A 24613-nucleotide genomic window follows, 5' to 3' on the forward strand; every position below is an offset into this window, starting at 1 on the left:
ACCGTTCCGATTCACAAACACAGTCTGATATAATAGGATGTAAGCACAGTTCACAAAGGGAGTTTTGTTATGTCACAGGTAGTTCTAACTGTATCACCATCCATTATGAATGAAATTAAACAGAAATACAACAGCCACTTAAGCGATAAACAGCCACCAGGAAGCATTTTCGTAGCAAAGACACCCTCTTGTACTATTACAGGATACAGGTCTGGGAAAATTATGTTCCAAGGTTCAGGAGCAGATGTAGAGGCAAAACCATGGCAGTCTTCTAGTACTCCTACTTCGGGTAAATCACCTGCAAAGAAAAAAGTGGGCGATCATCGATTTGCACCACCTACTCATATTTCTACTCTATCAGCTATTGGAAGTGATGAAGTAGGAACAGGAGACTTCTTTGGACCTATTACAGTAGCAGCTGCCTTCGTTGACCAAAAACAGATTCCACTCTTAAAAGAGCTTGGTGTAAGAGATTCTAAAGGAATGAAAGATCCTGAAATCATTGAGATCGCAAGGAACCTGATTAAAACAATTCCATATAGTCTTATGGTATTACCAAACGAAAAGTATAATGCAATGCAGAAAAAAGGAATGAATCAGGGGAAAATGAAGGCTTTATTACATAATCAGGCCATTCAAAATGTACAACGCAAAATCCCTTCATATGACGCTATTTTAATTGACCAATTCGCTAAACCAGAAATTTATTTTAACTATTTGAAGGGTCAATCGACAATTGTGAAAGATAAAGTGTATTTCGCAACTAAGGCAGAAGAGATTCATCTAGCAGTTGCAGCCGCTTCTATCATTGCAAGGTATTCTTTCGTCATGGAAATCGATAAACTTGGAAAAGAAAATAACGTTAAATTACCAAAAGGAGCGGGGGCAGGTGTAGATCTTGCAGCGGCCAAGTTAATTCAAAAACATGGTGAAGACGTACTTAATAAACTCGCTAAACTACATTTTGCTAACAGCTTAAAAGCAAAGAAAATTGCTGAGAAAGCTGATCGATCCTAATCGATCTCTTACACTATAGATAAAAGCTGGCTCAGTTGAGCCAGCTTTTTAATCTTCAAGACTATAAGTATAATTGTGGAGCCTCTAATTGATCTTCTGCATGATGCATGAGTGCTGTAATATATTGAAAGAACATATCACGATTAACATCATTGACGACCCTAACTTCTCGTCCCTTTTCATCTAGAACTGTTCTTCCCTGACTTACCCCATCTTTTTCAACGCTACACTTAACCACCTTCGAATGGATAAACGATTGAGACGTTACAGATACCGTTGTTAACACATCCCAAAGATAGTAAGTAGAGTTTGTTTCGATATGAACAAGTGGTGGGCACATTGCATAGCATTGCCCAATAAAATCAACGCCTATTTGCTTTCGTTCGGATGCCCACATATTGCGTACTTCGTTCGTTAACGGAACTTGATTCGTACTTTCAAGAGCAACCATTTCTATTGTAATGTTAGTATCAAAAACAGTTGCGACTGCCTCCGGATCCCAGAAAGCATTCCATTCTGCGGTCCCGTCATGTTCAGGCTCTTCGACATTTCCTTCATCGAGAAATGTTCCTCCCATCCAAACTAACTTATCGATCTTCTTCTCAATTTCAGGTGAGATTTCTAAAGCTCTTGCAAGATCTGTTAATGGCCCTGTAAAAAGAAGTGTAAGTGGTTCGTTGCTTTGTTCAAGTGTTTGAATTAGATGCAAGTGTGAGGGTAATTCTGACTTTGGGGTGTTGATGACGTTTGCCTCATTCAATAAAGGTAAGGCATCTACGTAAAATGCGTGCATACGCCATTCTTTCGGGAATGGATTGATACCACGTGAAGTTGAAGCAGCAACGTTAAGACCTTCACTCTTACCAAATCGATCGATTATTTTTCTACTTGCTGATACAGCGGGTTCTAAATAGCAATCTGCCGGAATAACAGATACACCTACTAGCTCTACTTCCTCCATTGTAAGCAAGAGAAACAATGATGCTAAATCATCAACTCCACCATCATGGTTAAAATACACTCGTTTTTTACTCATATGTCATCTCCTTAAACTAAAAATACTCGTCTGACTGAAATTTCAACTTTTCACTTTGTACTCTATCAAAGCTTAGGAAGAGAAACAATACGTCGTATTTTGTCGAACGCTTACATTTTGAGGTTGAATTTTTGAAAGATTCCTACTATCTTAATAGGTCTTGCTACCTACTATTTCATCTGCTAGATTGATTAATACAACTTCACATTTATCTCTATATAATTTTGGAAATAGGGTCCAATAAGTTTCTACCCGGCAACCGTTAATTGCTGGACTATAGGGAAGGTACGCATTGTTAGTTACTACACATGTGGTGTATTTAACGTTGCGACTATTCTTCCTGTTAACCCGAACTTCATTAAAAGTTAGGGTTTTTATATTTTCATAGATTATTTGTGGAGCAACACTTATTTAACAGGGGGATTCAGTCATCATGAATATTATCACAGGATTTTTATCAATTGCAGGCGTACTTGCGATTGCCTGGTTGCTAAGCAACAGGAAAACATCAGTTAAATGGAAAACGATCGGAATAGGTTTACTTATTGAAGGACTATTCGTTCTGTTTGTCCTTAAAGTAAATGCAGGAAAGCTGTTACTGGAAAAAGCATCTACAGGAGTACAAAATGTCATTAATTACAGTAATGAAGGAATTCAATTTGTATTCGGTGGATTATATGAACAAACAGATTTAACGTTTGTTTTTGCTATTAATGTACTTGCTGTTATTATTTTCATTTCTGCGCTCGTCTCTGCTCTTTATTATTTACGTATCATTCCACTCGTCGTTCAAGTAATTGGGGTAACAATAGGCAAAATTATGGGAACAACAAAGGTTGAAACATTTAATGCAGTAGGTAACTCTTTTCTAGGCCTTGCGGAAGCACCTCTCCTCGTTAAACCATATCTGAAATTATTAACGAGATCTGAAATATTCGCGATTATGGTTGGTGGTACAGCTTCCGCTAGTGGTGCTATCCTAGTTGGTTACTCACTAATGGGAATTGATCTAAAGTACTTATTAATTTCCGTTTTCAGTGTCCCATTCGTATCCCTTATTATTTCAAAAATCATGGAACCTGAAACCGAAGTATCTCAAACGAATGAAAACGTAAGGATGAAGAAGTCGGAACATGCTAACATTTTCGAAGCAATCGCAGACGGTACAGTTAGTGGTGTTACACTTGCATTAAATATTGGTGGTCTTTTAATAGCATTCATTAGTATTCTTGCTGTTGTAAACGGTATGCTTGGTGTAGTTGGAACTGATCTTGGCTCGATTCTAGGGTATATTTTCTATCCGTTTGCTTTACTTGTCGGTATTCCACTAGATGAAGCCTTCCGTGCTGCTTCAATCATTGGTACCAAAATGTCGATAAATGAATTTGTTGCTTATCAGAATTTAACTTCTATACAGGATGGATTATCTGAGAAAACAATAGCGATTCTTTCAGTTGCTCTTTGTAACTTTGCGAACTTCTCGTCTATTGGTCAATTGATTATTGGACTTGGCTCACTTGAGCCTTCTAAGCGTTCTCAGGTATCACGTCTTGGATTCAAAGCGATTATTGGCGGAACGCTCGCTTCGTTTATTACGGCTATTTTTGTTGGTATGTTTATGTAAAAAAAACTCTTTTCGTAGACATTGTTGCTATAAGCGTGGGTTAACTTCCGCTCCAATTAGTTTTTAGAATATGTCATAAAAAAAAGACTTCCTTCTTATATAAGAAGGAAGTCTTTTCTATTACCTACGAAGCGCAGCACCGAATTGTTCTTCGACAGCTGTAAGCACACGATCATGCGCCTTCTTTACTTCTTCTTCTGTTAATGTTTGTTCAGGGTTGTAATAACGCAAGGAGAAAGCAAGAGATTTCTTACCTTCTTCTAGATGCTCGCCCTGATAGACATCAAATAGATTAATTTCTACAAGCTTTGTTCCACCGGCTTCTTCGATGACACGTTTCACTTGTCCCGCTTCAAGCGACTCATTTACAACGAGTGCAACGTCACGGGTGACAGAAGGGAAGCGAGGAAGCTTCTTATACTGAAGATGATCAACATTTGCTTTCAACAATGCTTCAAGATTAATTTCGAAAACATACGTTTCACTTAAATCGAGTTCTTTCTCAACTTCAGGATGTAGTTGACCAATGTAACCGATCAATTCATTATCAAGATGAACTGCTGCCGTTCTACCAGGATGAAGTTTTGGTTCATCTGCTCGAGCAAATGTAAGACGCTCTTCCACACCGAACTCTACGGCAAGCTCTTCAAGAATACCTTTGACAACGAAGAAATCAACTGGTTTCTTTTCTTTCTGCCATAAATGCTCTTGCCATTGGCCAGATACCACACCCGCAAGATGTTCCTGTTCCTGAGGGAGCTCTCCACTTGGTAAGAAAACAGAAGCTGTTTCGTAGAAAGCAAGGTTCTCTAACTGACGGTTCTTGTTATACTGCGCTACCTCAAGAAGATGAGGCAACAGACTAGTTCTAAGTTCACTTCGCTCTTCACTCATCGGCATTGCGAGACGAATGGCATCTGTTGTCTCATCAGAGAAGAATATACGCTTTGATGGGCTAGTGAGTGAATAAGTAACAGTCTGGTCAAGTCCCGCTCCTTCTAACGCGCGGCGAACACGACGACGTTTCTTCTGGTAGTCAGAAAGTTGACCTGGCGTACTTTCTGTAATTGGTAACGTTGCAGGGACATTATCATAACCATAAAGACGGCCAACTTCCTCAATCAAGTCCTCTGAAATCGTGATGTCTGGACGACGAGGAGGAACCTGAACAGTAAACGTTCCACCAAAATTCTGATATGAGAATTGAAGACGCTCAAAAATAGCCGCAACTTCTGTTTCAGAAATTTCAGTACCGAGCACCTGATTAATTCTCGTTACTTCGATACTTACATCTTTCGCTTCAACTGTTCGTGCGCCTTGTTCCACTATTCCGTTAAGAACCGTTCCACCGGCAATCTCTTGAATAAGCTGAGCAGCACGTTCGCTTGCGCCAACTACGCGATTACGATCAATACCTTTTTCAAAACGTGCGCTAGAGTCACTTCTTAACCCTAGATCTTTCGATGCTTTACGAACAAGCTTACTATTAAAATAAGCTGCTTCGAGCAAGATCGTAGTTGTATCTTGTTGAACTTCAGAATCTGCTCCACCCATTACACCTGCTACAGCAACTGGCTTAGAACCATTCGTTATCACAAGGTGATCACTTGAAAGCGTGCGCTCCGTATCATCAAGCGTGACGAGTTTCTCTCCATCTGTTGCACGACGAATGACAACCTCTTTCGATCCAAAACGGTCATAATCGAAAGCGTGTAGCGGCTGTCCGTATTCAAGGAGGACATAGTTTGTAATATCAACTACATTATTAATTGGACGAATCCCTGCAGAGACGAGTCTGTTTACAAGCCATTGCGGAGATGAGGCGATTGTTACGTCTTTAATAACAGTTGCACCGTAATAAGGATTGTCATCTTCATTCTCCACATGAAGAGACACATAATCTTCTGCGCTTTCCTCTGTACGGACAAGCTCAGGTGATGGTAGTTCAATTGATCGATTTAGGACTGCCCCAACTTCATATGCAACACCGATCATATTCATCGCATCTGCACGGTTTGGCGTTAAACCTAATTCAAGAATTTCATCGTTTAAATTAAGGTAATGAAGCGCATCTTCACCTGGTGTTACATCATCACTAAATACAAAAATACCATCAGCAAATTCTTTTTGAACAAGCTTGCTTTCAATACCAAGCTCTTGTAGCGAGCAGATCATACCATGTGATGCTTCACCACGAAGTTTTGCTTTCTTAATCTTGAAGTTTCCTGGAAGAACAGCACCAACCTTCGCAACTGCTACGTGTTGGCCTTCTGCTATATTCGCAGCTCCACAGATAATTTGGACAGGTTCTTCTTCACCAATGTCCACACGGCAAATATTTAACTTATCCGCATCAGGATGTTGTTCACATGATAGAACATGTCCAATTACCACGCCACTAATTCCTTTATTAAGCTTTTCAACTGTCTCAACTTCAATACCTCCCTTAGTAATAAGGTCAGCAAGTTCATCAGCTGAATAACTATCTAGATCTACATATTGTTGAAGCCAGTTCATTGATACGAGCATTCTTTTCTCCTCCTCACTATCGTCTATAGTGTGTTAAATTGTTTAATAAATCGACTGTCATTTGTGTAGAAATGACGAATATCATCAATGCCATATTTAAGCATTGCAATTCGTTCAGGTCCCATTCCAAATGCAAAGCCAGTTACTTTATCAGGGTCAAATCCTGACATACGGAGAACGTTCGGATGAACCATTCCCCCACCAAGAATCTCAATCCATCCAGTCCCTTTACATACAGAACAACCGTTACCACCGCATATGAAGCATGAAATATCCATTTCAACTGAAGGTTCTGTGAATGGGAAGAAGCTCGGGCGGAGGCGAATTTCACGCTCGTCGCCGAACATTTTCTTTGCAAATGATTGCAATACGCCCTTCAAATCACTCATTCGAACATTTTCTCCAACCATTAATCCTTCAATTTGCATGAATTGATGAGAGTGCGTTGCATCATCTGTATCACGACGATAAACCTTACCCGGAACAATGATTTTAACTGGGCCTTCACCGTTAAGTTTCTCCATCGTTCTTGCCTGCATAGGAGACGTATGTGTACGAAGTAATGTTTCCTCAGTAATATAGAATGAATCTTGCATATCACGAGCTGGATGATCTTTAGGAAGATTTAGTGCTTCAAAATTATAATAATCTGTTTCAACTTCGGGTCCTTCAGCGATTGAAAAGCCCATTCCAAGAAAGAGATCTTCAATTTCTTCAATAACCCTCGTTAGCGGATGATGATTGCCTCTCTTTATTGGACGACCTGGAAGAGAGATATCAATTGTTTCTTTCTTGAGCCTTTCTTCAACAGCCGCCTTCTCTAAACCATTCACTTTTTCTTCAAGTTGGTCTGAGATAGCTGTACGAATTTCATTCACCAGCTGTCCCATCTTAGGGCGCTCTTCTGCCGACAGCTTGCCCATTCCTTTCGAAATTTCTGTAATTGGTCCTTTTTTTCCAAGGTACGCAACCCGAATATCCTGTACTTCTTTCATTGAAGAAGCTTTCTCAATTTGTGACAGGGCTTCCTCTTTTAACGTTTGTAAACGTTCCTGCATCGTTTTAACCTCCACTTCATACTTTTCTTTCAAGTAAAGCTTTTTTAAGCAATAAAAAAATCCTCGCTCCCAGTAAAGGGGCGAAGATTTGATTTCGCGGTACCACCCTAATTCACTGATAGAATGACTCTATCAGCCTTAAGCAAAGAATAACGGTTTGTAACCGATCCGCTTTTGTATACGAACTAAGCGGCAACTCCAGAGCGAATTCGGCGGCTTCCCTATAGAAATGCTTCCAGTCACGGCATTTCCTCCCTGCAAAGGCAGTGGCAGCTTACTACTCTCTATCATTGTTTTTAACATATATAAGTTGATTCTAATTATAGAAAAAAAACCATCACTCTGCAAGCCCGATTATGAAGGGAGTAAACCATACATAAGAATTCCAGCGGCTACAGCTACATTTAATGACTCGGCATCGCCAAATATAGGGATATAGACATTTACATCTGCCAGCGTTTGAAGTTCATCTGATACTCCATTTGCTTCGTTACCAAGAATAACGGCAAAGTTTGATTGGCGTTCAAGCTCTTGATAGGGCGTGCCCCCGCTCACTTCTGTTGCATATATGTGCATTCCTGATTGCTTGAGAGATTTAACTTCTTCAACTAAATTCGCTTTTTTTACTGGCAAATGGAAAATAGAGCCTTGTGTAGAACGAAGCACTTTACTATTGTAAGGATCTACTGTCCCTTCTCCTAATAAAATACCATCATATCCTGCACTATCTGCAGTACGAATAATCGTACCTAAATTTCCAGGATCCTGAATGGCATCTAGAAGAAGAAGCTTGCCATTTTGAGGGGATGCAGGCTCGACCATTTGACAAACAGCCATTATGCCCTGTGGTGTTTCCGTACCGGTTAGTTCGAGCATCACTTTCTCTGTAACAGTATAGACAACAGGACTTTCTTTAAACGGATAGGAAGATATATCCATACCTTCTGTGAGAATGACTTCTACAATAGGGGCTTCTGCTTTTGCAGCTTCTTCAATAATATGTGGCCCTTCAATAAGATAAGCCTCTGCTTTCTCTCTTCCTTTTCTTGTTTGTAGCTTTTTCCAATCTTTCACTTTTTGATTCTTTACGGATTCTATAATCATTATGCTCTCCTTTGGTTCTCAATGTTTTCATTATAAAGGGTCAGAACGGAAGATTCCAACAAAACTCATGAAATTAGACTTAAACGCTCATACTAATGGTGCTTGTTCTAACAAGCGAATGAGAAAGGTGAGGTGTAAAGCATGGACCTTAACTTACGAAAAGCGATCCTCGCTAACATTGATGGAAATAACGAGGAGCAGCTTGAAGCTACAATCCTTGACGCTATGCAAAGCGGAGAAGAGAAGATGCTTCCAGGACTCGGCGTTCTTTTCGAAATTCTTTGGAAAGAAGCTCCAGAGAATGAACGTGAGCAAATGCTATCTTACATGGCACAAGGCGTAAATTAACGAGCAAAATCCGGTGGCAAGAGTGCCACCGGATTTTGTGTTTAATTGAATGTAATTTCTTTAACTGTATCAGCGTCTAGCTTTTTAATGACTTCAACAATTAATTTAACAGCATTTTCGAAGTCATCGCGATGTAGAATCGCTGCGTGAGTGTGAATATAACGTGTCGCAATTGTGATGGATAATGCAGGCACTCCATTTGCAGTAAGGTGAATTTTACCTGAATCTGTCCCACCACCTGCGATCGCATCAAATTGATAAGGAATGTCCTTCTCGTCAGCTGTGTCAGTAACAAGGTCACGAAGGCCTTTATGACTAACCATTGACGCATCATACATAATGATTTGTGGACCTTTACCCATTTTGGATTGAGCATCCTTATCACTAACTCCAGGCGTATCTCCAGCAATACCAACATCCACTGCAAAACCGATATCCGGCTTAATCATATTGGCAGCTGTTGTAGCGCCTCGAAGACCTACTTCTTCTTGAACCGTTCCCACGCCGTATACCGTGTTCGGGTGGTCGCCATCCTTAAGCTTTCGAAGAACTTCGATTGCAATCGCACAACCGATGCGGTTATCCCATGCTTTAGCCATAAGCATCTTCTCGTTATTCATGACCGTGAATTCACAAACTGGCACAACAGAGTCACCCGGTTTAACTCCCCACTCCATAGCTTCTTCTTTACTTGAAGCACCAATATCGATAAACATATCTTTCTTATCGACTGATTTCTTACGCTGTTCTGCAGGAAGAATATGAGGAGGTTTTGAACCAATAACGCCCATAATATTGCCTTTACGTGTCATAACGTTAACACGCTGAGCAAGCATTACCTGCTCCCACCAGCCTCCAACCGTTTGGAACCAAAGAAATCCTTTATCATCAATTCGTGTAACCATAAAGCCGATTTCATCAAGGTGACCAGCTACCATGATTTTCGGGCCTTCTGATTTACCTTTTTTAACAGCAATTAAACTACCCAAGTTATCATACATTAACTCATCAGCAAGAGGTTCGATGTACTTTCTCATAACATCGCGGGGTTCACGTTCATTGCCCGGTACACCATTCGCATCTGTTAATTCCTTAAGCATCTGCAATGTTTCATCTTTCGCCATATGTATTGCCTCCTTGATATGTATTCTCTGTTTATTATAACGGTTTCCGAAATTTTTCACAATTGAGAGCGCTTCACACTTCTAATATCCGTCATCCTGCCTGTTATGATTCACTTCATTCTTTTTTAAGTAGGCTTGATCAATTTCATCCAATTTTAAACCAATTCGATCGCCAAGTACTAGGTAATGTTCAATAAGCTGAAGATAGGCAGCTTCTGCTTTTTCATTAGCAACTCGCTCAATCGCCCTGTAAACATCGTGAAAAGCTTGAACCGCTGTAAGTCGTTCGTCAGATTCGCTTGGAATAACGCCATGAGTAAAACCAAGCTCAAGTCCTAGTGACAGAATAAAGTGAATCCCATCAACATACTCCTCCAGAACTGTTTCTTTAGAAGAAGGGGCTTTCTTGCTCCAATATTTAAAGCACCGCGTTTCATTCGCAAGCTCACCCACTTCTACTTTTAAAGCAAGCAGCTTATTTTCAAATAGATCTTCTTCTTCAAGACCATGTTCTCGCACAATTCGATCATCTAGTTGTTTTTGTAGTGCAAATAGTTTTTCGAAATTCAACCTAATCGTCCTTTCTAAAACATTTCTTTTTATGAAACCTTTCTTTATCATAAACGTATAAAGAATAGAAGCATAGTGAAAATGAGGTGCTGACTAATGATTATTATTCTTTTTCGTCTTGTCATTCTTGCTGCAATGGTCTTGATTGCTTATTCTGTCATCCGCTTTTTTATCGATCCAAAACGCAAGCTCGAGAAGGCCTATGACCATAAAGATTACTATTTTTTTGATGACTCGTCCAACGTTAGAAAGAACTTTCTTGTCACGTATAAGGGAGCCCTATTTGAGGGTGAGAAATACCTTGGAACGACAGATCATTCATTCGATATCATTACAATATCTGTAGGTGTGAAGAATGCTTCAGAGCTTTATTTACTCGAGAAAGAAGATTTCTATTTCCTTGAGAAAGAGATGGATCTACGCTATCCAAGTGCTCAAATCGAATGGAAAAGCCCAGTGAAAGAATTTCTCCGTCACAGAGAAAACTCATAAACGAAGAAATCCCCCTGAGATCAGGGGGATTTCTTCGTTTATTGTTCTCATCTTGCCGGCTGAAAGAATTCATCCCATTTCATAATCCACTCTCTTCTTCTTAATAAATAGAAAAGGATAGCAAGACCTGACAGAATTAAGACAATAAGGACAGGATCAAAGCCCCGTATAGCAGTTCCGAAAAAGGAATACAACAACGCAAGTGGTAAATTTGATATTATTGATGATCGTAAGTAACCCGGAAAATCTTTTGAAACCTCAATTAAACAAAGCGATATAAAATGAAAATGAACGAAAGGAACTAATCTTAAAATTGCAATTTGACCAACAGACATCGGCATTCGTTTACGCATCCATTTTTCTTTCATCCGAGTTATTTTCTTAAACAATGCCGGTACTCGCTTAACAAATAAATAGAAAACAGTGCTTACAACCGTAATGCCAATAACCGAATAGATCGTACCGTAAAGCGCTCCGAACATAACTCCTCCAGCAATACATACAACACTCACCGGCACAAATACAAACTGACGAATAAAATGAAGAACAATAAAATAGAACGGGGCGTATATTCCGCTATTCGACACAACTTCGACAAGCGGTAGGACGAGCTCACTCATGATGTTCCCCCCTTCCATTAACGTGTATGACAGAAGACGAGTTGTTATGTCAAAAAATGAGTGATCAATTAGAATATTTTCTGGTAATACGTGGACAATAAGGGGAGATTTGAACAGAACGGTAAATGGAGGAGATTGCTTTGGATGAACTCGTTATTGCCCGCTCGTTATTTGGTATGACAATGGGTGTACATATTATTTATGCAACGCTTGGTGTAGGGTTACCCTTCATGGTTCTTATTGCTGAGCTAATGTATCAGAAAACAAAGGACAAAGACTATGCTTTAATGGCTAACCGTTGGACGAAGGGATTTGCTGTCTTACTGGGCGTAGCCATTCCCACTGGAACGATAGCAGGGGTTCAGCTATCTCTCCTATGGCCTGGATTTATGGAAGTAGTAGGGCGAGTCATCGCACTACCCTTCCAAATAGAGATTTATGCTTTTTTCCTAGAAGCTCTCTTTATGTCTATTTATGTTTATGCAGCAGATCGTCTTTCTCCTATCATGCGTATTGTTAGCGTAACACTCGTTGCATTCGGTGCTAGCGCGTCCGCTATCTTAATCACAAACGTTCACGCCTTCGAAGGAACTCCAGCTGGGTTTGAGATTGTAGATGGTAAGTTTGTAAACGTTGATCCATGGGAAGCATTTTTTAACCCTTCCTTTTTCGTTACAGCTGGACATGTAACGGTTTCGGCTTTAATGACAGGTGCGTTTGTGATCGCTTCCATTGCTGCTTATAAGATGATCCGTCAACGAGGAAATACGAGAGAATATAAGTTTCATCATAAAGCATTAATGATGGGACTCGTAATCGGAGGTATTTTTTCAGTCTTAACATCATTGAATGGACATGAATCTGCTCAACAGCTCTATCAATATCAACCAGAAAAGCTTGCCGCTGCAGAAGGATTATTCGAAACACAGACGTATGCCCCACTTGCTATTGGAGGTTATACAGATAAGGAAGAGCGAGAGGTAAAGTGGGCAATTGAAGTACCATGGGCGCTTAGTTTCCTTTCAGATGACTCCTTTGATACCGAAGTTCTTGGACTTGAAGAATGGCCAGAGGATGAATGGCCACCCCTATTTGTCCATACCCTATTTAACTCTATGGTAGGAATCGGCTCTTTGTTACTTCTATTATCTATCGTAGGTTTTACGTGGTACAAAATTCTTAAGCGTAAAGAGTTCCCACGCCCCCTCATGTGGGGGTTTATAGCCGCTGGACCTCTTGCAATGACTGCAATTGAATTCGGTTGGATCTTCGCCTGTACAGGAAGGCAACCATGGATTATTTATCACGTAATGAAGACAGAGGAAGCGGTCACGACTTCAGGTAATATCGGTCTGCTTTTCGTTTTCTTCCTAATTGTCTATATCATTCTAATGATCTCGACAGTGCTTGTTCTTCGTTATTATTTTAACCGTAACCCAATTGCACATGAATTAGACCAATAATTTCTCAACAGGGAGATGTACATATCCCCTGGACTAAAAAAGATAAGAGGTGACAATATGTCAGAAGCAGCCTACGCCATTACATTAATTTGGGGACTGGTTTTCATTTACGCAGTTATGGCTACAATTGATTTCGGTGCAGGATTCTGGTCTATGATTTATCTAAATAGAAACAACACAAAGGCAACGAATATAGCGAACCGCTATCTATCTCCTTCATGGGAAGTAACAAATGTATTCATTGTGGCTATTGTGGTTGCTCTTTTCAGCTTTTTCCCTGGAGCAACCTTTACACTTGGTACTGTTCTTCTCATTCCAGGTAGCATTATTATTCTTTTACTAGCCTTGCGAAGTGCGTTTCTTGTATTTTCACATTCAGCGTCATCAAATTACAAACGCATCTTAACAATTATTTCAGGAATAACTGGTTTCCTTATTCCCGCCCTCTTGATTTGTGTTCTGCCAATCACGCATGGCAATTTTATTGAAACGACTAATGGAGCAGAACGTCTACTATTAAGTCAGTTATTAGCGAGTCCAAGCGTATATGCGTTTATGGCTTTTGCGATATCAAGTACGCTCTTTCTATCATCCCTGTTGCTTTCTGATTACTCTAACGTATCTGGTGATCAAGAGGCTTATCAAACGTATAGAAGAGACGCCATTCTCGTTGGTCCAATTTCACTAGCGATGGCGGGACTGCTCGTTCTCACAATACGTAATGAAGCTTTGTGGCTATATGAAAACCTATTGACCTACACTCCGTGGCTTATTGGATCTGTTGCTACATTTGCTCTTGGTTATGCTTCTCTCTTTATCCCTAGAAAAACCGGAGTCGGTATCCCAAGACTTGCAATGATTAGCGTGGTAACGCAGTATCTGCTTGCAAGCTACGCTTACGGTTCTGCGCATCTACCTTATATTGTTTATCCAAATGTTACGATTGAAACTGGATTCACAGACCCGGCTACTTTTCGCGCATTAATCGTAACGTATATTGTCGCTTTCTTTATCCTAACACCTGGATTTATTTACTTTTGGCGACTTTTTCTTAAAGATAAAAGATACCTTAAGCAAAACGAATCGTGACTTCGCTCTTTAGCGGCAATTAAAAAACGCAGCATATGCTGCGTTTTTTAATTCTTATCTCGTTAAGTAGACATAGCATCCAAGCACGAAGTGTACAACGATCATAGCTGGAATACCATAAACAAATTGGGTATGCTTTGTTTTATGTCTAAACTGCTTCATGCCGAAATAACTACCCAGACTGCCTCCAATAACGATAAAAAGCCATAACGTCTTCTCTGAAATCCTTTGACCCTTCTGTTTAGCTCTACGTTTGTCTAATCCCATAATCGTGAAACTCCAACTATTAATCACAACCAAATAAATGGAAAATAAAATAAGGCCACTCACGACGCTTTGCCTCCTTGCATAACATTTTCTACAAAAAAACCATCCTCAACGAGTGAGAATGGTTTTAAAAAACTTACTTCAAGTTTTCTTTTGCTTTTGATGCTAGTTCAGTGAACGCTTTTTCGTCGTTAACTGCAAGCTCAGCAAGCATTTTACGGTTGATGTCGATACCAGCTGTTTTAAGACCAAACATCAAACGGCTGTAAGAAAGTCCGTTCATACGAGCTGCCGCGTTGATACGAGTGATCCAAAGCTTACGGAAGTCGCGCTTTTTCTGGCGACGGTCACGATAAGCGTACATGTTTGATTTCATAACTTGCTGATTAGCAACTTTGAAAAGCAAAGACTTAGATCCGTAATATCCTTTTGCGAGTTTTAACGTTCTTTTACGTCTGCGACGTGTTACGTAGCCACCTTTTACTCTTGGCATACTAAACCCCTCCTATTTCTGTGTCTAAATAATATAAAAACCGATTACTTCTTGTTGTAGATTAAAGTCTTAATGCGCTTGAAGTCACCTGCGGAAACAAGAGAAGCTTTACGAAGCTTACGCTTCTGCTTTTGAGACTTGTTACCGAACATATGGCTAGTGTAAGCACGGCTGCGCTTAAGTTTACCTGATCCAGTTTTCTTAAACCGTTTTGAAGCTCCACGGTGAGATTTCATTTTTGGCATGAGTGAGTTCCTCCTTCAAGAATTACTTTTCTGCGATAGGTGCCAAGATAAGGAACATGCTGCGCCCTTCCATTTTGGGTTTGGACTCAACAGTTGATATATCTTTGCAATCTTCTGCAAGATGCTCAAGCACCTTTTTACCGATTTCAGAGTGCGTAATCATACGACCGCGGAAGCGGATCGATGCTTTAACTTTATCGCCTTTTTCAAGAAACTTACGTGCATTACGAAGCTTCGTATTGAAGTCATGTTCTTCAATATTCGGGCTCAAGCGAACTTCTTTAACGGTAATGATCTTTTGTTTCTTACGCGCTTCTTTCTCTTTCTTCTGCTGCTCATAGCGGAACTTTCCGTAGTCCATAATGCGACAAACTGGAGGTTTCGCGTTTGGAGCAACCATTACAAGATCAAGATTTGCGTTTCGAGCCATATCTAATGCCTCATTTTTGGATTTCACACCAATTTGGTTTCCGTCTGCACCAACAAGACGTACTTCCCGAGCACGAATGCCCTCATTGACGTTCATATCTCTACTAATAATCAGCCACCTCCATGGTTATTGTTCGATGATGATCATCTAACATGATGTCATTAAATGGTTTATATTCGGTTCAAAGCATAAAAAAAGCGTCGGCGCATACGGCACCCACACATTACACAATTATAAAAACAGTGTACCTGCAAACTACCAATTACGGCGTCAATCAGGTGAGAAGCGGGCGCTTCTGCTTGCTTTGTTTCCGATATTTAATTACCTAAGACAGTATACCATGCTGACCAAATCTATGTCAAGGTGATAAGATTCTTTCGAAGTGCACTTGATTATCATAACGAATCTTTTCTCTTGTGACAAGTGTTTTTTACAAATTTGTTTGATCTTAAATTAAAAAGCCGGCACCTTCGCCGGCTTTCCATTACTTCTTGTCTTTAATTTCCTCTTCAATTCTAGCAGTAAAATCGTTTAGAGAAACAGTCTCTGAATCTTGCTGGCTGTAGCGGCGAACGTTAACAGCTTCACCTTCAACCTCTTTATCCCCTACTACTAACATGTAAGGAATTTTTTGCATTTGTGCTTCACGGATTTTGTAACCAATCTTCTCATTACGCTCATCCACTTCTACGCGAATTCCTGCACGTTGAAGTTTCTTTTGAACTGATTTCGCATAGTCAAGGTGTACTTCTGATACAGGAATGATTTCAGCCTGTACTGGTGAAAGCCATGTTGGGAATGCACCTTTGTATTCTTCAATTAAGAATGCAACAAATCGTTCCATTGTTGAAACAACACCACGGTGAATAACAACTGGACGGTGATGGTTACCATCCTCACCAATGTAAGATAGATCGAAACGTTCAGGGAGTAAGAAATCAAGTTGCACAGTGGAAAGTGTTTCTTCTTTTCCTAGAGCCGTTTTCACTTGAACATCCAATTTAGGGCCGTAGAACGCTGCTTCCCCTTCTGCTTCAACGTACTCGACATTAAGGTCGTCCATTGCTTCTTTAAGCATTCTCTGGGCTTTTTCCCACATCTCGTCATTATCGATATATTTCTTTTTATCTTCTGGATCGCGGTAAGAAAGACGGAATGAGTAATCATTGATCCTAAAGTCTTTGTATACTTCTTGAATGAGTTCAACAACTTCAATAAACTCTTGCTTAATCTGGTCCGGACGACAGAAGATATGCGCATCATTTAACGTCATAGAACGGACACGCTGAAGACCTGCAAGTGCGCCTGACATTTCATAACGATGCATCGTTCCAAGCTCTGCTACACGGTATGGAAGGCCTCGATAGCTTTTTAGATCGTTTTTGTAAATCATCATATGATGCGGGCAATTCATCGGACGAAGTACTAACTCTTCTGTTTCATCCATTTTCATTGGAGGATACATATCGTCTTGATAGTGCTCCCAATGACCGCTTGTTTTGTAAAGTTCTACATTCGCAAGGTGCGGAGTGTAAACATGGTTGTAACCAAGACGTTCTTCAAGATCAACAATATACCGTTCGATTGTACGGCGAATCGTTGCCCCTCTTGGTAACCAAATCGGAAGTCCCTGTCCTACTTCTTGAGAAATAGTGAAAAGCTTTAATTCTTTACCGAGTTTACGGTGATCGCGTTCCTTTGCTTCTTCTAAGAGGTGAAGATATTCTTCAACTTGGGCTTGTTTAGGAAATGCAGTTCCGTAAATACGTTGGAGCATTTGATTATCACTATCTCCGCGCCAGTAAGCTCCAGCTATGGATAGTAATTTAAAGGCTTTAATTTTACTAGTAGATGGTACGTGTGGTCCACGGCAAAGATCAAAGAATTCGCCTTGCTCATAAATTGTTACTTGTTCATCAGCTGGAATCGCTTCAAGTAACTCCAGTTTAAGGTCATCACCGATTTCTTTAAACATTTTTTCAGCTTCTTCTCGGCTCACCACTATACGCTTTACTTCAAGATTTTCATTAATGATTTTCTTCATTTCCTTCTCAATCTTAGGAAGATCCTCAGGTGTAATAGAAACAGGGCAATCAATATCGTAGTAGAAACCACTATCAATTACAGGGCCTACGCCTAGTTTCACATCACTGTAGAGTCGTTTAATTGCCTGTGCCATAAGGTGCGCTGTACTATGACGAAGTACTTCAAGACCATCTTCGCTTTCTTGTGTAACAATCTCGATTTGAGCGTCTTCTTCAATTCCACGACGCAAATCAACTAATACTCCGTTCACCTTCCCAGCAAGTGCTTTTTTCTTCAATCCTGGGCTAATTGAACTTGCAATATCTTCAGTTGTTGTTCCTTTATTAAATTCCTTTACAGAACCGTCAGGAAACGTAATTTCAACCATTTCAGCCATGCTTCTTCACTCCTTTTTTGCATATAAAAAACACTCATCCCAAAAGGGACGAGTGTTAATCTCGTGGTTCCACCCTGCTTCCCGCATAGAGAACATCCTATACGGCTCAGACTGCTGTAACGTAGCAGAAACGCTACCCTATTTCCAGGGCAGAGTTCAAAGGTGGTAAGATCGTTTGTCTCGCTGGGAAGTTCACACCGTTCCTTCCCTCTCTGAAAGCAGACAGAACATCTCATGTCCTTATCGTAACAATAACGTATATGCGTGTATGTAGGTATTATAAGTAGTGTACTTATGAAAATCAAGCCTATTTTAATGATTGCCTGAAAAAAGTATTTTAGACATACGATACGGAAAAAAATATAACCGCTCTTCAAATACATTCTGAATGGTTTGAGCTAGACCCTCTTCGTTATGATCAGTATATAAGTATATTTCTTCTGGAGCAGTTACAAGTAATGGCAATAGAATTTCAGGATCAATATCATCCACACTTAGACCTTTCGGAAGGTCCTCAGACTGTAAATCCTCTTTGAAAGTTAAGGCATTTCCATTCGTATTGTACAAACAATAGTTTCCATCAAAAACAAGAATAACACGTTTCGTAACCGACTCTCTAGATTTAAGAAGGAGTCTTAATGCCTGAACAAAATTTTGATATTCCTGTTCTAATTTATACTCATCAATCGCCTCTCCAATAAGTGTAGCTAGAAGAGTACGATAGGGGCCAGTGCGAAATCTTAAGAAAGAATCGAATGAGATGGTACCACCCTGCTCAATACAAGATATAGCTGCTTCTAGCAACAATTCTCCTCGATTCGAATAACGTGAAGCACCTGGTATATCATCTTTATTACCGTCACCAATGCTTCTAGCAATCCCAGAAATCTCTGCAATTTCATCTTGATCTTGAAAGTAATAAGTGGACTTAAGAAGTTGCTCCATCCATCGCTTCTCATAGGTGATGCTCACACATCGGGCAAGGCATTGGGAAATACGATAACACATTTTTGTATCGAATGGCTCTATGGCAATGGATACTTTCATAGCTTCTATATCACATTTCATACGCTTAGGACCCGCAACCTTGTTTAATTCTGCAGTCATAAATTGAAAGTCTTCTATTTCACTAAATGTTATCGAAACCAATGCTTTCCCCCCTGTCCATCTTCTCATTAGAATCTATATGGTCATTGTTAGGAAATCATGTATAGAAGTGTAAAAAAAAGCCCTCCATAAGGAGGACTTTAAATTCTTCTGTTTTTCCCTTCAAGAAAAACGGGTGTTGTAAAGTGTTTAATTCGTTCCATAATTCGTTTTGCTTTCGTTTCTTCTATTCCACTCTTGTGAGAATATGCAAGGTGCTCCTCAAGCAAACTATAATCTAAATTGGAAGAATAGAGGGTTGGAAGACCTTCTGTCATTCGGTATTGAAGTAGAGCACCCAAAATATCATCACGAACCCAGCTAGAAATATTCTCTGCTCCGATGTCGTCAAGAATTAATAGCGGTGTTTCTTTCAGATAATCAAGTTTTGCATCAATAGACTGATCTTGTATCGCACTCTTCATTTGACGGAAAAAGTCAGGCGTATAGATAAACTGCGAACGTACACCTTTATCTTTTGCAAGTTGATTCGCGATTGCTCCTAGGATAAACGTTTTTCCTACTCCAAATCCACCGTGTATATAAAGACCTTTCGATGTTTCGCCAGGGACAAAGTCTTCTACATACTGAATCGCCGTGCCTATCGCTTCAACACGCACAGGATCTTCATCGTCTAAGTCAGCGAATGTAGCTTGGAGAATTTCCTTTGGAATGTAATAACTTTGAATCATCTCATTCCGCTTCTTGTTCTTCTCTTCTTCAATTCTAGTGGGGCAACGATTGTAACGTATATCGATCACTGAACGATTGATAAATAACTCAGGCTCATATCCTTGCATCATATTGATACAGTTTGTAAGGCCCGGACAACCTTCACACCGTTTCGCCTGAGTTGTATATTCATAAAGCCTTGCTAGGCTTCGATCAACCATTTTATCATCAACCTCATCATGCTCCTCGATGAAGGAACGAATATCAGCGTCTGCCATAATTGCCTTTTTCATTTCTTGATATTGCTGTTGGAATTTTTTATTACCAGGCATTTTGTTAAATGATTCCTGGATGGATTCCATCCCACTTCACCCCGCTTTAAACGACTTATTTTTTGTATTTACTCAACATCTTCTTAAGCTGGTCCTGTTTTTCAGATCGTTCTTCCTGAGACATATCCGGTTCCTTCTGATCTGAAATCCATTCCGGTACTTTATCTTTCCTAGCTGTAGATTTTCCTCGATTATTAGAGTTTCCAGCCTTGCCCTTTGTCTTAGCAGGCTGCTGAAGTTCTTTAATAGCAAGGTTCATCGCTTCTCTAACTGTCTTTACCCTCGCTCGAGCCCAATGACTCGCAAACTTTTCAACATAGTTTTTGGACAATTTCTTGTCTTGAGTTTCAAGAATAAAGTCAAGAAGAACATTCATAACGCCTGGGGTTAGCTTTTGCTCATCCATAATACGCTCCACCAATTTCATATCAGCTTCAGATGGTTTTCCGCCTTCCGCAGCACGTTGTAAAATGTCATAAGGTGTCATTTGCTCATATCGCTGAGCAGCTTTCTCCTCTTCTGTAACAGGCTCTTTTGTATGGAATTCTTGTAATGAAGCGGGCTGACGTCTATATTGAAGAGCTGGCACTTTACCACGATTTTCAAGAGCAAACCAACTACTAACTTCTTTACGTAAAAGGTCATCGGACAATTCTTCGTGGTGAATGGCCGCTTGTTCGACAATTCGACCCATTTCATAGGGTTCTATTTTATATACGAAAGCAAGTCGCTCTATTGTCTTTTTAACATTATCTGTTAACATTCGATCTGATACAATCATATCAGAGATATGCTGTTTCATCACCTCAAAGTCAAATTGAGACGAAGTGAATACAAGTCCTTTATTCTCGTTTCGCTTCTCAATAGCTTGATGCTCCTCTTCTTCCACATCATTTAAAGATGTCATTTCAGAGGGGTGTAGAGAGTCATATACCTCATTGAATGACGCTGTAATATCACTGTACTCATTGGGATTTAATTTATCAACCGTAAAGTATTGTTTCAGGTCATTGTACTTGTTTCTACCAAGTCTGTTAAACAAATAGATGTTAAGAACGCCATCATTAAAGAACCGTTCTGGCGTAAGAGGTGGTTGAAGTTCATATGTGAAGTGCCTTGGATCGTCACCCGATTTCAAATAGGTTTTCAATAATCCAATTCCTTCTAACTTTCTACGTTCTTCAAGTATTCTCTTTAAATCCCACCTCATCATGAGTAATAAATTGTGATGAGTCATTGTTGTAACAAGTGCATCTTTCTGCTCATGGGCACTCCAAAGGGTCATATAAAGACTGTATGCACCTGCTCCAATTAGAGGTTGATATAAAAGAGTAAGTACTCGTCTGTCATATTCATGTAAGAGCCCTGCCGCTTCAACTTGAAGTGTATCGACAGGTAGTAGTTCTTTCCAATGCATATGCTTCACCTTTTTATTCTCTCGTGAATTTTAAAGCTTAATCTTTTTCGTACAAAAAAAGAGCTTACATTAAGCTCCCCCTTCGTTACTCTGCTCTGTTAATTAAATCTTTTAACTCCCGAATAAATACATTAATGTCCTTGAATTGACGATAGACGGAAGCAAATCGAACGTAGGCAACTTCATCCACTTTTGCCAATTGATCCATAACGAGCTCACCAACGACATCACTGCTAATTTCTGATGCTCCTTGATTGCGAAGATCTCGTTCAATTTCATTGACAATTGTTTCAAGAGTCTCAAGTGGTACAGGTCGTTTCTCACAGGCTTTTATTAAACCTCTTAGAATTTTATCCCTGCTAAACTCTTCTCTAGTTCCTTCTTTTTTAACAACAATAAGCGGTATTTCTTCAACTGTTTCAAATGTTGTAAACCGGTACGTACATGATTCACATTCCCGACGTCTGCGGATCGACCGACCTTCATGAACCGGCCTAGAATCAAGCACTCTTGTACCATTCTGATTGCAGTTGGGACAACGCATTAGATCATCTCCACTAAACGAACAAGATTTCTACCTTCTATTTTAGCATACAATGCGCTGCTACACATCTATCTCTAAAATTGTTCAGAAATACCAGTACCGATTAACGTTAACTTCTTTTGTAGATCATTGTATACTGTACCAATTACTTTCTTGCTATATCCGAAATCAACTGGTAGAGGCGTCTCAGTTGATACTGAAAAATCAACTGCTGTTTTGTATGCACGAACTGATACTACCGTGACAACAATTAATGCTTTCTTAGGTGATTTAACTTGAAAGACGAATTCTCCGCGCTCTGGAGAATTCGTAACTATTTCACCTTTATAATGTTTTTGAAGAACGGCTTTTGCTTCTGTAAAAGCCTGTTCCTTCGTAGCTTTAAAATAATGAGTCTTCAATGCATCACTGGGATGCCTTTCACTTGTCTCAGAACGATTGCTAAAAAAGTCTTTAATTCCCACCCTTGTCCTCCTCTATTTTTTTTAAGAATAGCAATAATTGATTAATAAATCAATTGCAAGAGAATGTTGACAAAGGATGAAACGAAACAAAAAAGGAGTGCTAATGCACTCCTTTTAGTAACTGTATAATTATGAAGTAAACGCTGATTGCTCTTCTCTAACTTTCGGTTTAACTGGACCCATGCCTCTCGGAAGCTCAATATTCTCACGTGTATCTGCACCAAGTGCATCAGCAATATAATTAGCTGCAACGTTAGGATCAAGATCACCACATGTGTAAACATCGATGCTTGCGTAGCCATGTTCAGGAAAACTGTGGATCGTTAAATGCGATTCAGAAATAATGACAACACCACTAACACCCTGTGGTGCAAATTTATGAAATGCTACCTCACGAACCTCTGCACCAGACTTTAGAGCAGCTTCTACAAACGTTTCTTCAATTAATTTCATGTTGTTAAGTTTTTCAATGTCACAGCCCCATAGTTCGGCAATAACGTGACGTCCCATTGTATCCATAGCAAAATTCCCCCTTTAAGTTTACTCATGCGTCAGCATGCGGTATTGAAAATCCACCACGGGGGAAAGTTAGTCCGATGAGGTCCTAACCCTTTAAGTAGTTTCCAATGCCAAATTGCTATAAAAGAAGTTCACGAAAAATAGTATAAGGCTTTTAAAATAGATTTGCAACAAAAAAATATATCTTCCTTCTTGTATCTAATGGAATAGAAGCAAGAACCTCAGAAGAGTATATGGCTAGCTACATATAGAGTATATCCGCAAATTCAACTTTTAACGCTTATTTTCTAATTAACAATATAAAAAGCGGAAGTGTCTCACTCCCGCTCTTCAAATTCATTCTGTTATACGCTTACTTTCAGCCTCCCGGGTATCTTTTCCCCGACATATTTTGCCATATCGACCACTCGACATGAATATCCCCACTCGTTATCGTACCATGCTAGGACTTTAACTTTCTTGTTCTCAACGACCATAGTTGAAAGTCCGTCAATGATGGAAGAATGTTCATTTCCATTATAGTCAATTGACACAAGTGGTTCGTCAGAATAAGCGAGAATACCACGTAATGGTCCTTCTGATGCCGCCTTTAAAGCATCATTAACCTGATCAATTGTTACTTCCTTCTCCAAATCAACAACAAGATCAACAAGTGACACATTTGGCGTAGGTACACGTAAAGACATACCGTTCAATTTCCCTTCAAGGTGTGGAAGAACTTTCGATATTGCCTTCGCTGCTCCTGTAGAGGTAGGAATAATAGACTGTCCACATGCTCGAGCCCTTCTTAAATCTTTATGTGGATTATCAATGTTCTTCTGATCATTTGTATAAGCATGGACAGTCGTCATCATGCCCGAAACAATCCCAAACGATTTATCAAGTACTTGCACAACTGGCGCAAGACAGTTTGTTGTACACGAAGCATTTGACAATACATGATGTTCTTCGTTATTGTATTCGCTTTCATTTATGCCCATCACAATCGTTAGATCTTCATTTTTCCCTGGTGCTGTAATGATTACTTTCGTTGCACCAGCATCGAGATGGTAAGCTGCTTCTTCTCGTGTGCGAAATTTACCTGTTGCTTCAATAACAATATCAATACCCATTTCTTTCCAAGGGAGATTTTTCGGATCGCGGTTGTTTAACACCACTACTTTTTTATTATTAATCTTGATACCGTTCTCAAAAGGAGTAACCTCTCCATCAAACGTACCATGAATGCTATCATATTTAATTAAATGGCTGAGCGTTTCCGGCGGATAGCTAGCGTTAATTGCTACTACTTCCAAATCCTCATCCATAATTGCCTTTCTAAAAACCATACGCCCAATTCTTCCAAAGCCATTAATCGCTATTCTTGTGTTCATCCAGCGTTCCTCCTGCCATATATGTGTTATACTTAATCCCCTATCACAAAATTAGTATAACATATAATATGCGAATGAAAAGATAAATTTACACTATTTACGTATAAAAGTGCTTATCTGGTTTATCGTCTACAAAACAGGTTAAGAAGAAACAAAAAAACACGTCAAATGACGTGTTTTTTTCTACATTTTTTACAGAAACATTGTTGCCTTAG

At 39.7% G+C, this 24613-nt stretch carries 25 protein-coding genes, 1 riboswitch and 2 other annotated features; of the genes, 6 read left to right on the forward strand and 19 right to left on the reverse strand.

What is annotated here, in order from left to right:
* Positions 1-69: 69 nt before the first annotated feature.
* Positions 70-1017, forward strand: coding sequence for a ribonuclease HIII (rnhC, locus tag JI666_RS07285; protein ID WP_206890219.1), 948 nt, complete (start codon positions 70-72; stop codon positions 1015-1017).
* A gap of 61 nt (positions 1018-1078) precedes the next feature.
* Here rnhC and JI666_RS07290 read toward each other — a convergent pair whose 3' ends face one another.
* Positions 1079-2053: a nucleoside hydrolase gene (locus JI666_RS07290; protein ID WP_206890221.1), complete on the reverse strand. Its 975-nt coding sequence runs from the start codon at positions 2051-2053 to the stop codon at positions 1079-1081.
* 194 nt (positions 2054-2247) lie between these two features.
* Positions 2248-2350, forward strand: a riboswitch (purine riboswitch).
* A 136-nt stretch (positions 2351-2486) separates the two neighbouring features.
* Here JI666_RS07290 and JI666_RS07295 point away from each other — a divergent pair.
* Positions 2487-3677 (forward strand): NupC/NupG family nucleoside CNT transporter, encoded by a 1191-nt coding sequence (locus tag JI666_RS07295; RefSeq protein ID WP_206890223.1) that lies wholly within the window; start codon positions 2487-2489, stop codon positions 3675-3677.
* Positions 3678-3797: 120 nt separating this feature from the next.
* On the opposite strand, the gene pheT is transcribed toward JI666_RS07295, so the two are convergent.
* The 3 genes from pheT to JI666_RS07310 form a co-directional block, all read right to left on the reverse strand.
* Positions 3798-6206 carry a phenylalanine--tRNA ligase subunit beta gene (pheT, locus tag JI666_RS07300; protein ID WP_206890225.1) on the reverse strand — a complete coding sequence of 803 codons (2409 nt, stop codon included), beginning with the start codon at positions 6204-6206 and terminating at the stop codon, positions 3798-3800.
* A 23-nt stretch (positions 6207-6229) separates the two neighbouring features.
* Positions 6230-7264: a phenylalanine--tRNA ligase subunit alpha gene (gene pheS, locus JI666_RS07305; protein WP_206890227.1), complete on the reverse strand. Its 1035-nt coding sequence runs from the start codon at positions 7262-7264 to the stop codon at positions 6230-6232.
* A 73-nt stretch (positions 7265-7337) separates the two neighbouring features.
* Positions 7338-7564 (reverse strand) — a binding site (T-box leader).
* A gap of 54 nt (positions 7565-7618) precedes the next feature.
* Positions 7619-8371 carry a TrmH family RNA methyltransferase gene (locus JI666_RS07310; protein ID WP_206890412.1) on the reverse strand — a complete coding sequence of 251 codons (753 nt, stop codon included), beginning with the start codon at positions 8369-8371 and terminating at the stop codon, positions 7619-7621.
* Between the two features lie 138 nt (positions 8372-8509).
* Between JI666_RS07310 and sspI the strand changes: the two genes are divergently transcribed.
* The gene (gene sspI, locus JI666_RS07315) at positions 8510-8716 is read left to right on the forward strand and encodes a small acid-soluble spore protein SspI (RefSeq protein ID WP_048312427.1); all 207 of its coding nucleotides are present in this window, start codon (positions 8510-8512) and stop codon (positions 8714-8716) included.
* Between the two features lie 41 nt (positions 8717-8757).
* Here sspI and JI666_RS07320 read toward each other — a convergent pair whose 3' ends face one another.
* Positions 8758-9840, reverse strand: coding sequence for a M42 family metallopeptidase (locus JI666_RS07320; RefSeq protein WP_206890229.1), 1083 nt, complete (start codon positions 9838-9840; stop codon positions 8758-8760).
* 81 nt (positions 9841-9921) lie between these two features.
* A complete protein-coding gene (locus JI666_RS07325; protein ID WP_206890231.1) occupies positions 9922-10410 on the reverse strand; it encodes a dUTP diphosphatase in 489 nt (162 codons plus the stop codon).
* A 96-nt stretch (positions 10411-10506) separates the two neighbouring features.
* Here JI666_RS07325 and JI666_RS07330 point away from each other — a divergent pair, with 96 nt between their 5' ends.
* Entirely contained in the window at positions 10507-10902 is a 396-nt protein-coding gene (locus JI666_RS07330; protein WP_206890233.1) for a sigma-w pathway protein ysdB, read from the forward strand.
* A gap of 47 nt (positions 10903-10949) precedes the next feature.
* Here JI666_RS07330 and JI666_RS07335 read toward each other — a convergent pair whose 3' ends face one another.
* Entirely contained in the window at positions 10950-11522 is a 573-nt protein-coding gene (locus JI666_RS07335) for a TVP38/TMEM64 family protein (protein WP_169525470.1), read from the reverse strand.
* A gap of 140 nt (positions 11523-11662) precedes the next feature.
* On the opposite strand from JI666_RS07335, the gene JI666_RS07340 reads away from it, so the two are divergent.
* Positions 11663-12985, forward strand: coding sequence for a cytochrome ubiquinol oxidase subunit I (locus tag JI666_RS07340; RefSeq protein WP_206890235.1), 1323 nt, complete (start codon positions 11663-11665; stop codon positions 12983-12985).
* Positions 12986-13042: 57 nt separating this feature from the next.
* Complete coding sequence (locus tag JI666_RS07345) at positions 13043-14074, forward strand: cytochrome d ubiquinol oxidase subunit II (RefSeq protein ID WP_206890238.1); 1032 nt, start codon at positions 13043-13045, stop codon at positions 14072-14074.
* A gap of 54 nt (positions 14075-14128) precedes the next feature.
* On the opposite strand, the gene JI666_RS07350 is transcribed toward JI666_RS07345, so the two are convergent.
* The 12 genes from JI666_RS07350 to JI666_RS07405 all read right to left on the reverse strand — a co-directional run bounded on the left by JI666_RS07350 (position 14129) and on the right by JI666_RS07405 (position 24398).
* Complete coding sequence (locus JI666_RS07350) at positions 14129-14404, reverse strand: DUF1294 domain-containing protein (protein ID WP_349769308.1); 276 nt, start codon at positions 14402-14404, stop codon at positions 14129-14131.
* 73 nt (positions 14405-14477) lie between these two features.
* Complete coding sequence (rplT, locus tag JI666_RS07355; protein ID WP_206890241.1) at positions 14478-14834, reverse strand: 50S ribosomal protein L20; 357 nt, start codon at positions 14832-14834, stop codon at positions 14478-14480.
* Positions 14835-14878: 44 nt separating this feature from the next.
* On the reverse strand, positions 14879-15079 hold the full coding sequence (gene rpmI / locus JI666_RS07360) for a 50S ribosomal protein L35 (protein ID WP_048312400.1): 201 nt from the start codon (positions 15077-15079) through the stop codon (positions 14879-14881).
* A 22-nt stretch (positions 15080-15101) separates the two neighbouring features.
* Positions 15102-15620 (reverse strand): translation initiation factor IF-3, encoded by a 519-nt coding sequence (gene infC, locus JI666_RS07365; protein WP_414635132.1) that lies wholly within the window; start codon positions 15618-15620, stop codon positions 15102-15104.
* A 74-nt stretch (positions 15621-15694) separates the two neighbouring features.
* Positions 15695-15816: a sequence feature (ribosomal protein L20 leader region), on the reverse strand.
* Positions 15817-15993: 177 nt separating this feature from the next.
* Positions 15994-17931, reverse strand: coding sequence for a threonine--tRNA ligase (thrS, locus tag JI666_RS07370; protein WP_206890246.1), 1938 nt, complete (start codon positions 17929-17931; stop codon positions 15994-15996).
* A gap of 312 nt (positions 17932-18243) precedes the next feature.
* A complete protein-coding gene (gene ytxC, locus JI666_RS07375; protein ID WP_206890249.1) occupies positions 18244-19080 on the reverse strand; it encodes a sporulation protein YtxC in 837 nt (278 codons plus the stop codon).
* 98 nt (positions 19081-19178) lie between these two features.
* Positions 19179-20111, reverse strand: coding sequence for a primosomal protein DnaI (gene dnaI / locus JI666_RS07380; protein WP_206890250.1), 933 nt, complete (start codon positions 20109-20111; stop codon positions 19179-19181).
* A 25-nt stretch (positions 20112-20136) separates the two neighbouring features.
* Positions 20137-21498 (reverse strand): replication initiation and membrane attachment family protein, encoded by a 1362-nt coding sequence (locus JI666_RS07385; protein WP_206890251.1) that lies wholly within the window; start codon positions 21496-21498, stop codon positions 20137-20139.
* Positions 21499-21583: 85 nt separating this feature from the next.
* A complete protein-coding gene (gene nrdR / locus JI666_RS07390; RefSeq protein WP_048312389.1) occupies positions 21584-22042 on the reverse strand; it encodes a transcriptional regulator NrdR in 459 nt (152 codons plus the stop codon).
* A 74-nt stretch (positions 22043-22116) separates the two neighbouring features.
* Positions 22117-22506, reverse strand: coding sequence for a cytosolic protein (locus JI666_RS07395; protein ID WP_206890252.1), 390 nt, complete (start codon positions 22504-22506; stop codon positions 22117-22119).
* 129 nt (positions 22507-22635) lie between these two features.
* The gene (speD, locus tag JI666_RS07400; protein WP_136948489.1) at positions 22636-23025 is read right to left on the reverse strand and encodes an adenosylmethionine decarboxylase; all 390 of its coding nucleotides are present in this window, start codon (positions 23023-23025) and stop codon (positions 22636-22638) included.
* A 344-nt stretch (positions 23026-23369) separates the two neighbouring features.
* Positions 23370-24398 (reverse strand): glyceraldehyde-3-phosphate dehydrogenase, encoded by a 1029-nt coding sequence (locus JI666_RS07405; protein WP_206890253.1) that lies wholly within the window; start codon positions 24396-24398, stop codon positions 23370-23372.
* Positions 24399-24613 lie beyond the last annotated feature (215 nt).

Source organism: Bacillus sp. NTK071, from assembly GCF_017303315.1.
Classification (GTDB): Bacteria; Bacillota; Bacilli; order Bacillales; family Guptibacillaceae; genus Guptibacillus.

What these genes read in the sequence shown, in the direction of transcription:
- rnhC (WP_206890219.1), top strand. Translation starts at nt 70, where the DNA reads ATGTCACAGGTAGTTCTAACTGTATCACCATCCATTATGAATGAAATT.
- JI666_RS07290 (WP_206890221.1), bottom strand. Translation starts at nt 2,053, where the DNA reads ATGAGTAAAAAACGAGTGTATTTTAACCATGATGGTGGAGTTGATGAT.
- JI666_RS07295 (WP_206890223.1), top strand. Translation starts at nt 2,487, where the DNA reads ATGAATATTATCACAGGATTTTTATCAATTGCAGGCGTACTTGCGATT.
- pheT (WP_206890225.1), bottom strand. Translation starts at nt 6,206, where the DNA reads ATGCTCGTATCAATGAACTGGCTTCAACAATATGTAGATCTAGATAGT.
- pheS (WP_206890227.1), bottom strand. Translation starts at nt 7,264, where the DNA reads ATGCAGGAACGTTTACAAACGTTAAAAGAGGAAGCCCTGTCACAAATT.
- sspI (WP_048312427.1), top strand. Translation starts at nt 8,510, where the DNA reads ATGGACCTTAACTTACGAAAAGCGATCCTCGCTAACATTGATGGAAAT.
- JI666_RS07320 (WP_206890229.1), bottom strand. Translation starts at nt 9,840, where the DNA reads ATGGCGAAAGATGAAACATTGCAGATGCTTAAGGAATTAACAGATGCG.
- JI666_RS07330 (WP_206890233.1), top strand. Translation starts at nt 10,507, where the DNA reads ATGATTATTATTCTTTTTCGTCTTGTCATTCTTGCTGCAATGGTCTTG.
- JI666_RS07335 (WP_169525470.1), bottom strand. Translation starts at nt 11,522, where the DNA reads ATGAGTGAGCTCGTCCTACCGCTTGTCGAAGTTGTGTCGAATAGCGGA.
- JI666_RS07345 (WP_206890238.1), top strand. Translation starts at nt 13,043, where the DNA reads ATGTCAGAAGCAGCCTACGCCATTACATTAATTTGGGGACTGGTTTTC.
- rplT (WP_206890241.1), bottom strand. Translation starts at nt 14,834, where the DNA reads ATGCCAAGAGTAAAAGGTGGCTACGTAACACGTCGCAGACGTAAAAGA.
- rpmI (WP_048312400.1), bottom strand. Translation starts at nt 15,079, where the DNA reads ATGCCAAAAATGAAATCTCACCGTGGAGCTTCAAAACGGTTTAAGAAA.
- thrS (WP_206890246.1), bottom strand. Translation starts at nt 17,931, where the DNA reads ATGGCTGAAATGGTTGAAATTACGTTTCCTGACGGTTCTGTAAAGGAA.
- dnaI (WP_206890250.1), bottom strand. Translation starts at nt 20,111, where the DNA reads ATGGAATCCATCCAGGAATCATTTAACAAAATGCCTGGTAATAAAAAA.
- JI666_RS07385 (WP_206890251.1), bottom strand. Translation starts at nt 21,498, where the DNA reads ATGCATTGGAAAGAACTACTACCTGTCGATACACTTCAAGTTGAAGCG.
- nrdR (WP_048312389.1), bottom strand. Translation starts at nt 22,042, where the DNA reads ATGCGTTGTCCCAACTGCAATCAGAATGGTACAAGAGTGCTTGATTCT.
- speD (WP_136948489.1), bottom strand. Translation starts at nt 23,025, where the DNA reads ATGGATACAATGGGACGTCACGTTATTGCCGAACTATGGGGCTGTGAC.
- JI666_RS07405 (WP_206890253.1), bottom strand. Translation starts at nt 24,398, where the DNA reads ATGAACACAAGAATAGCGATTAATGGCTTTGGAAGAATTGGGCGTATG.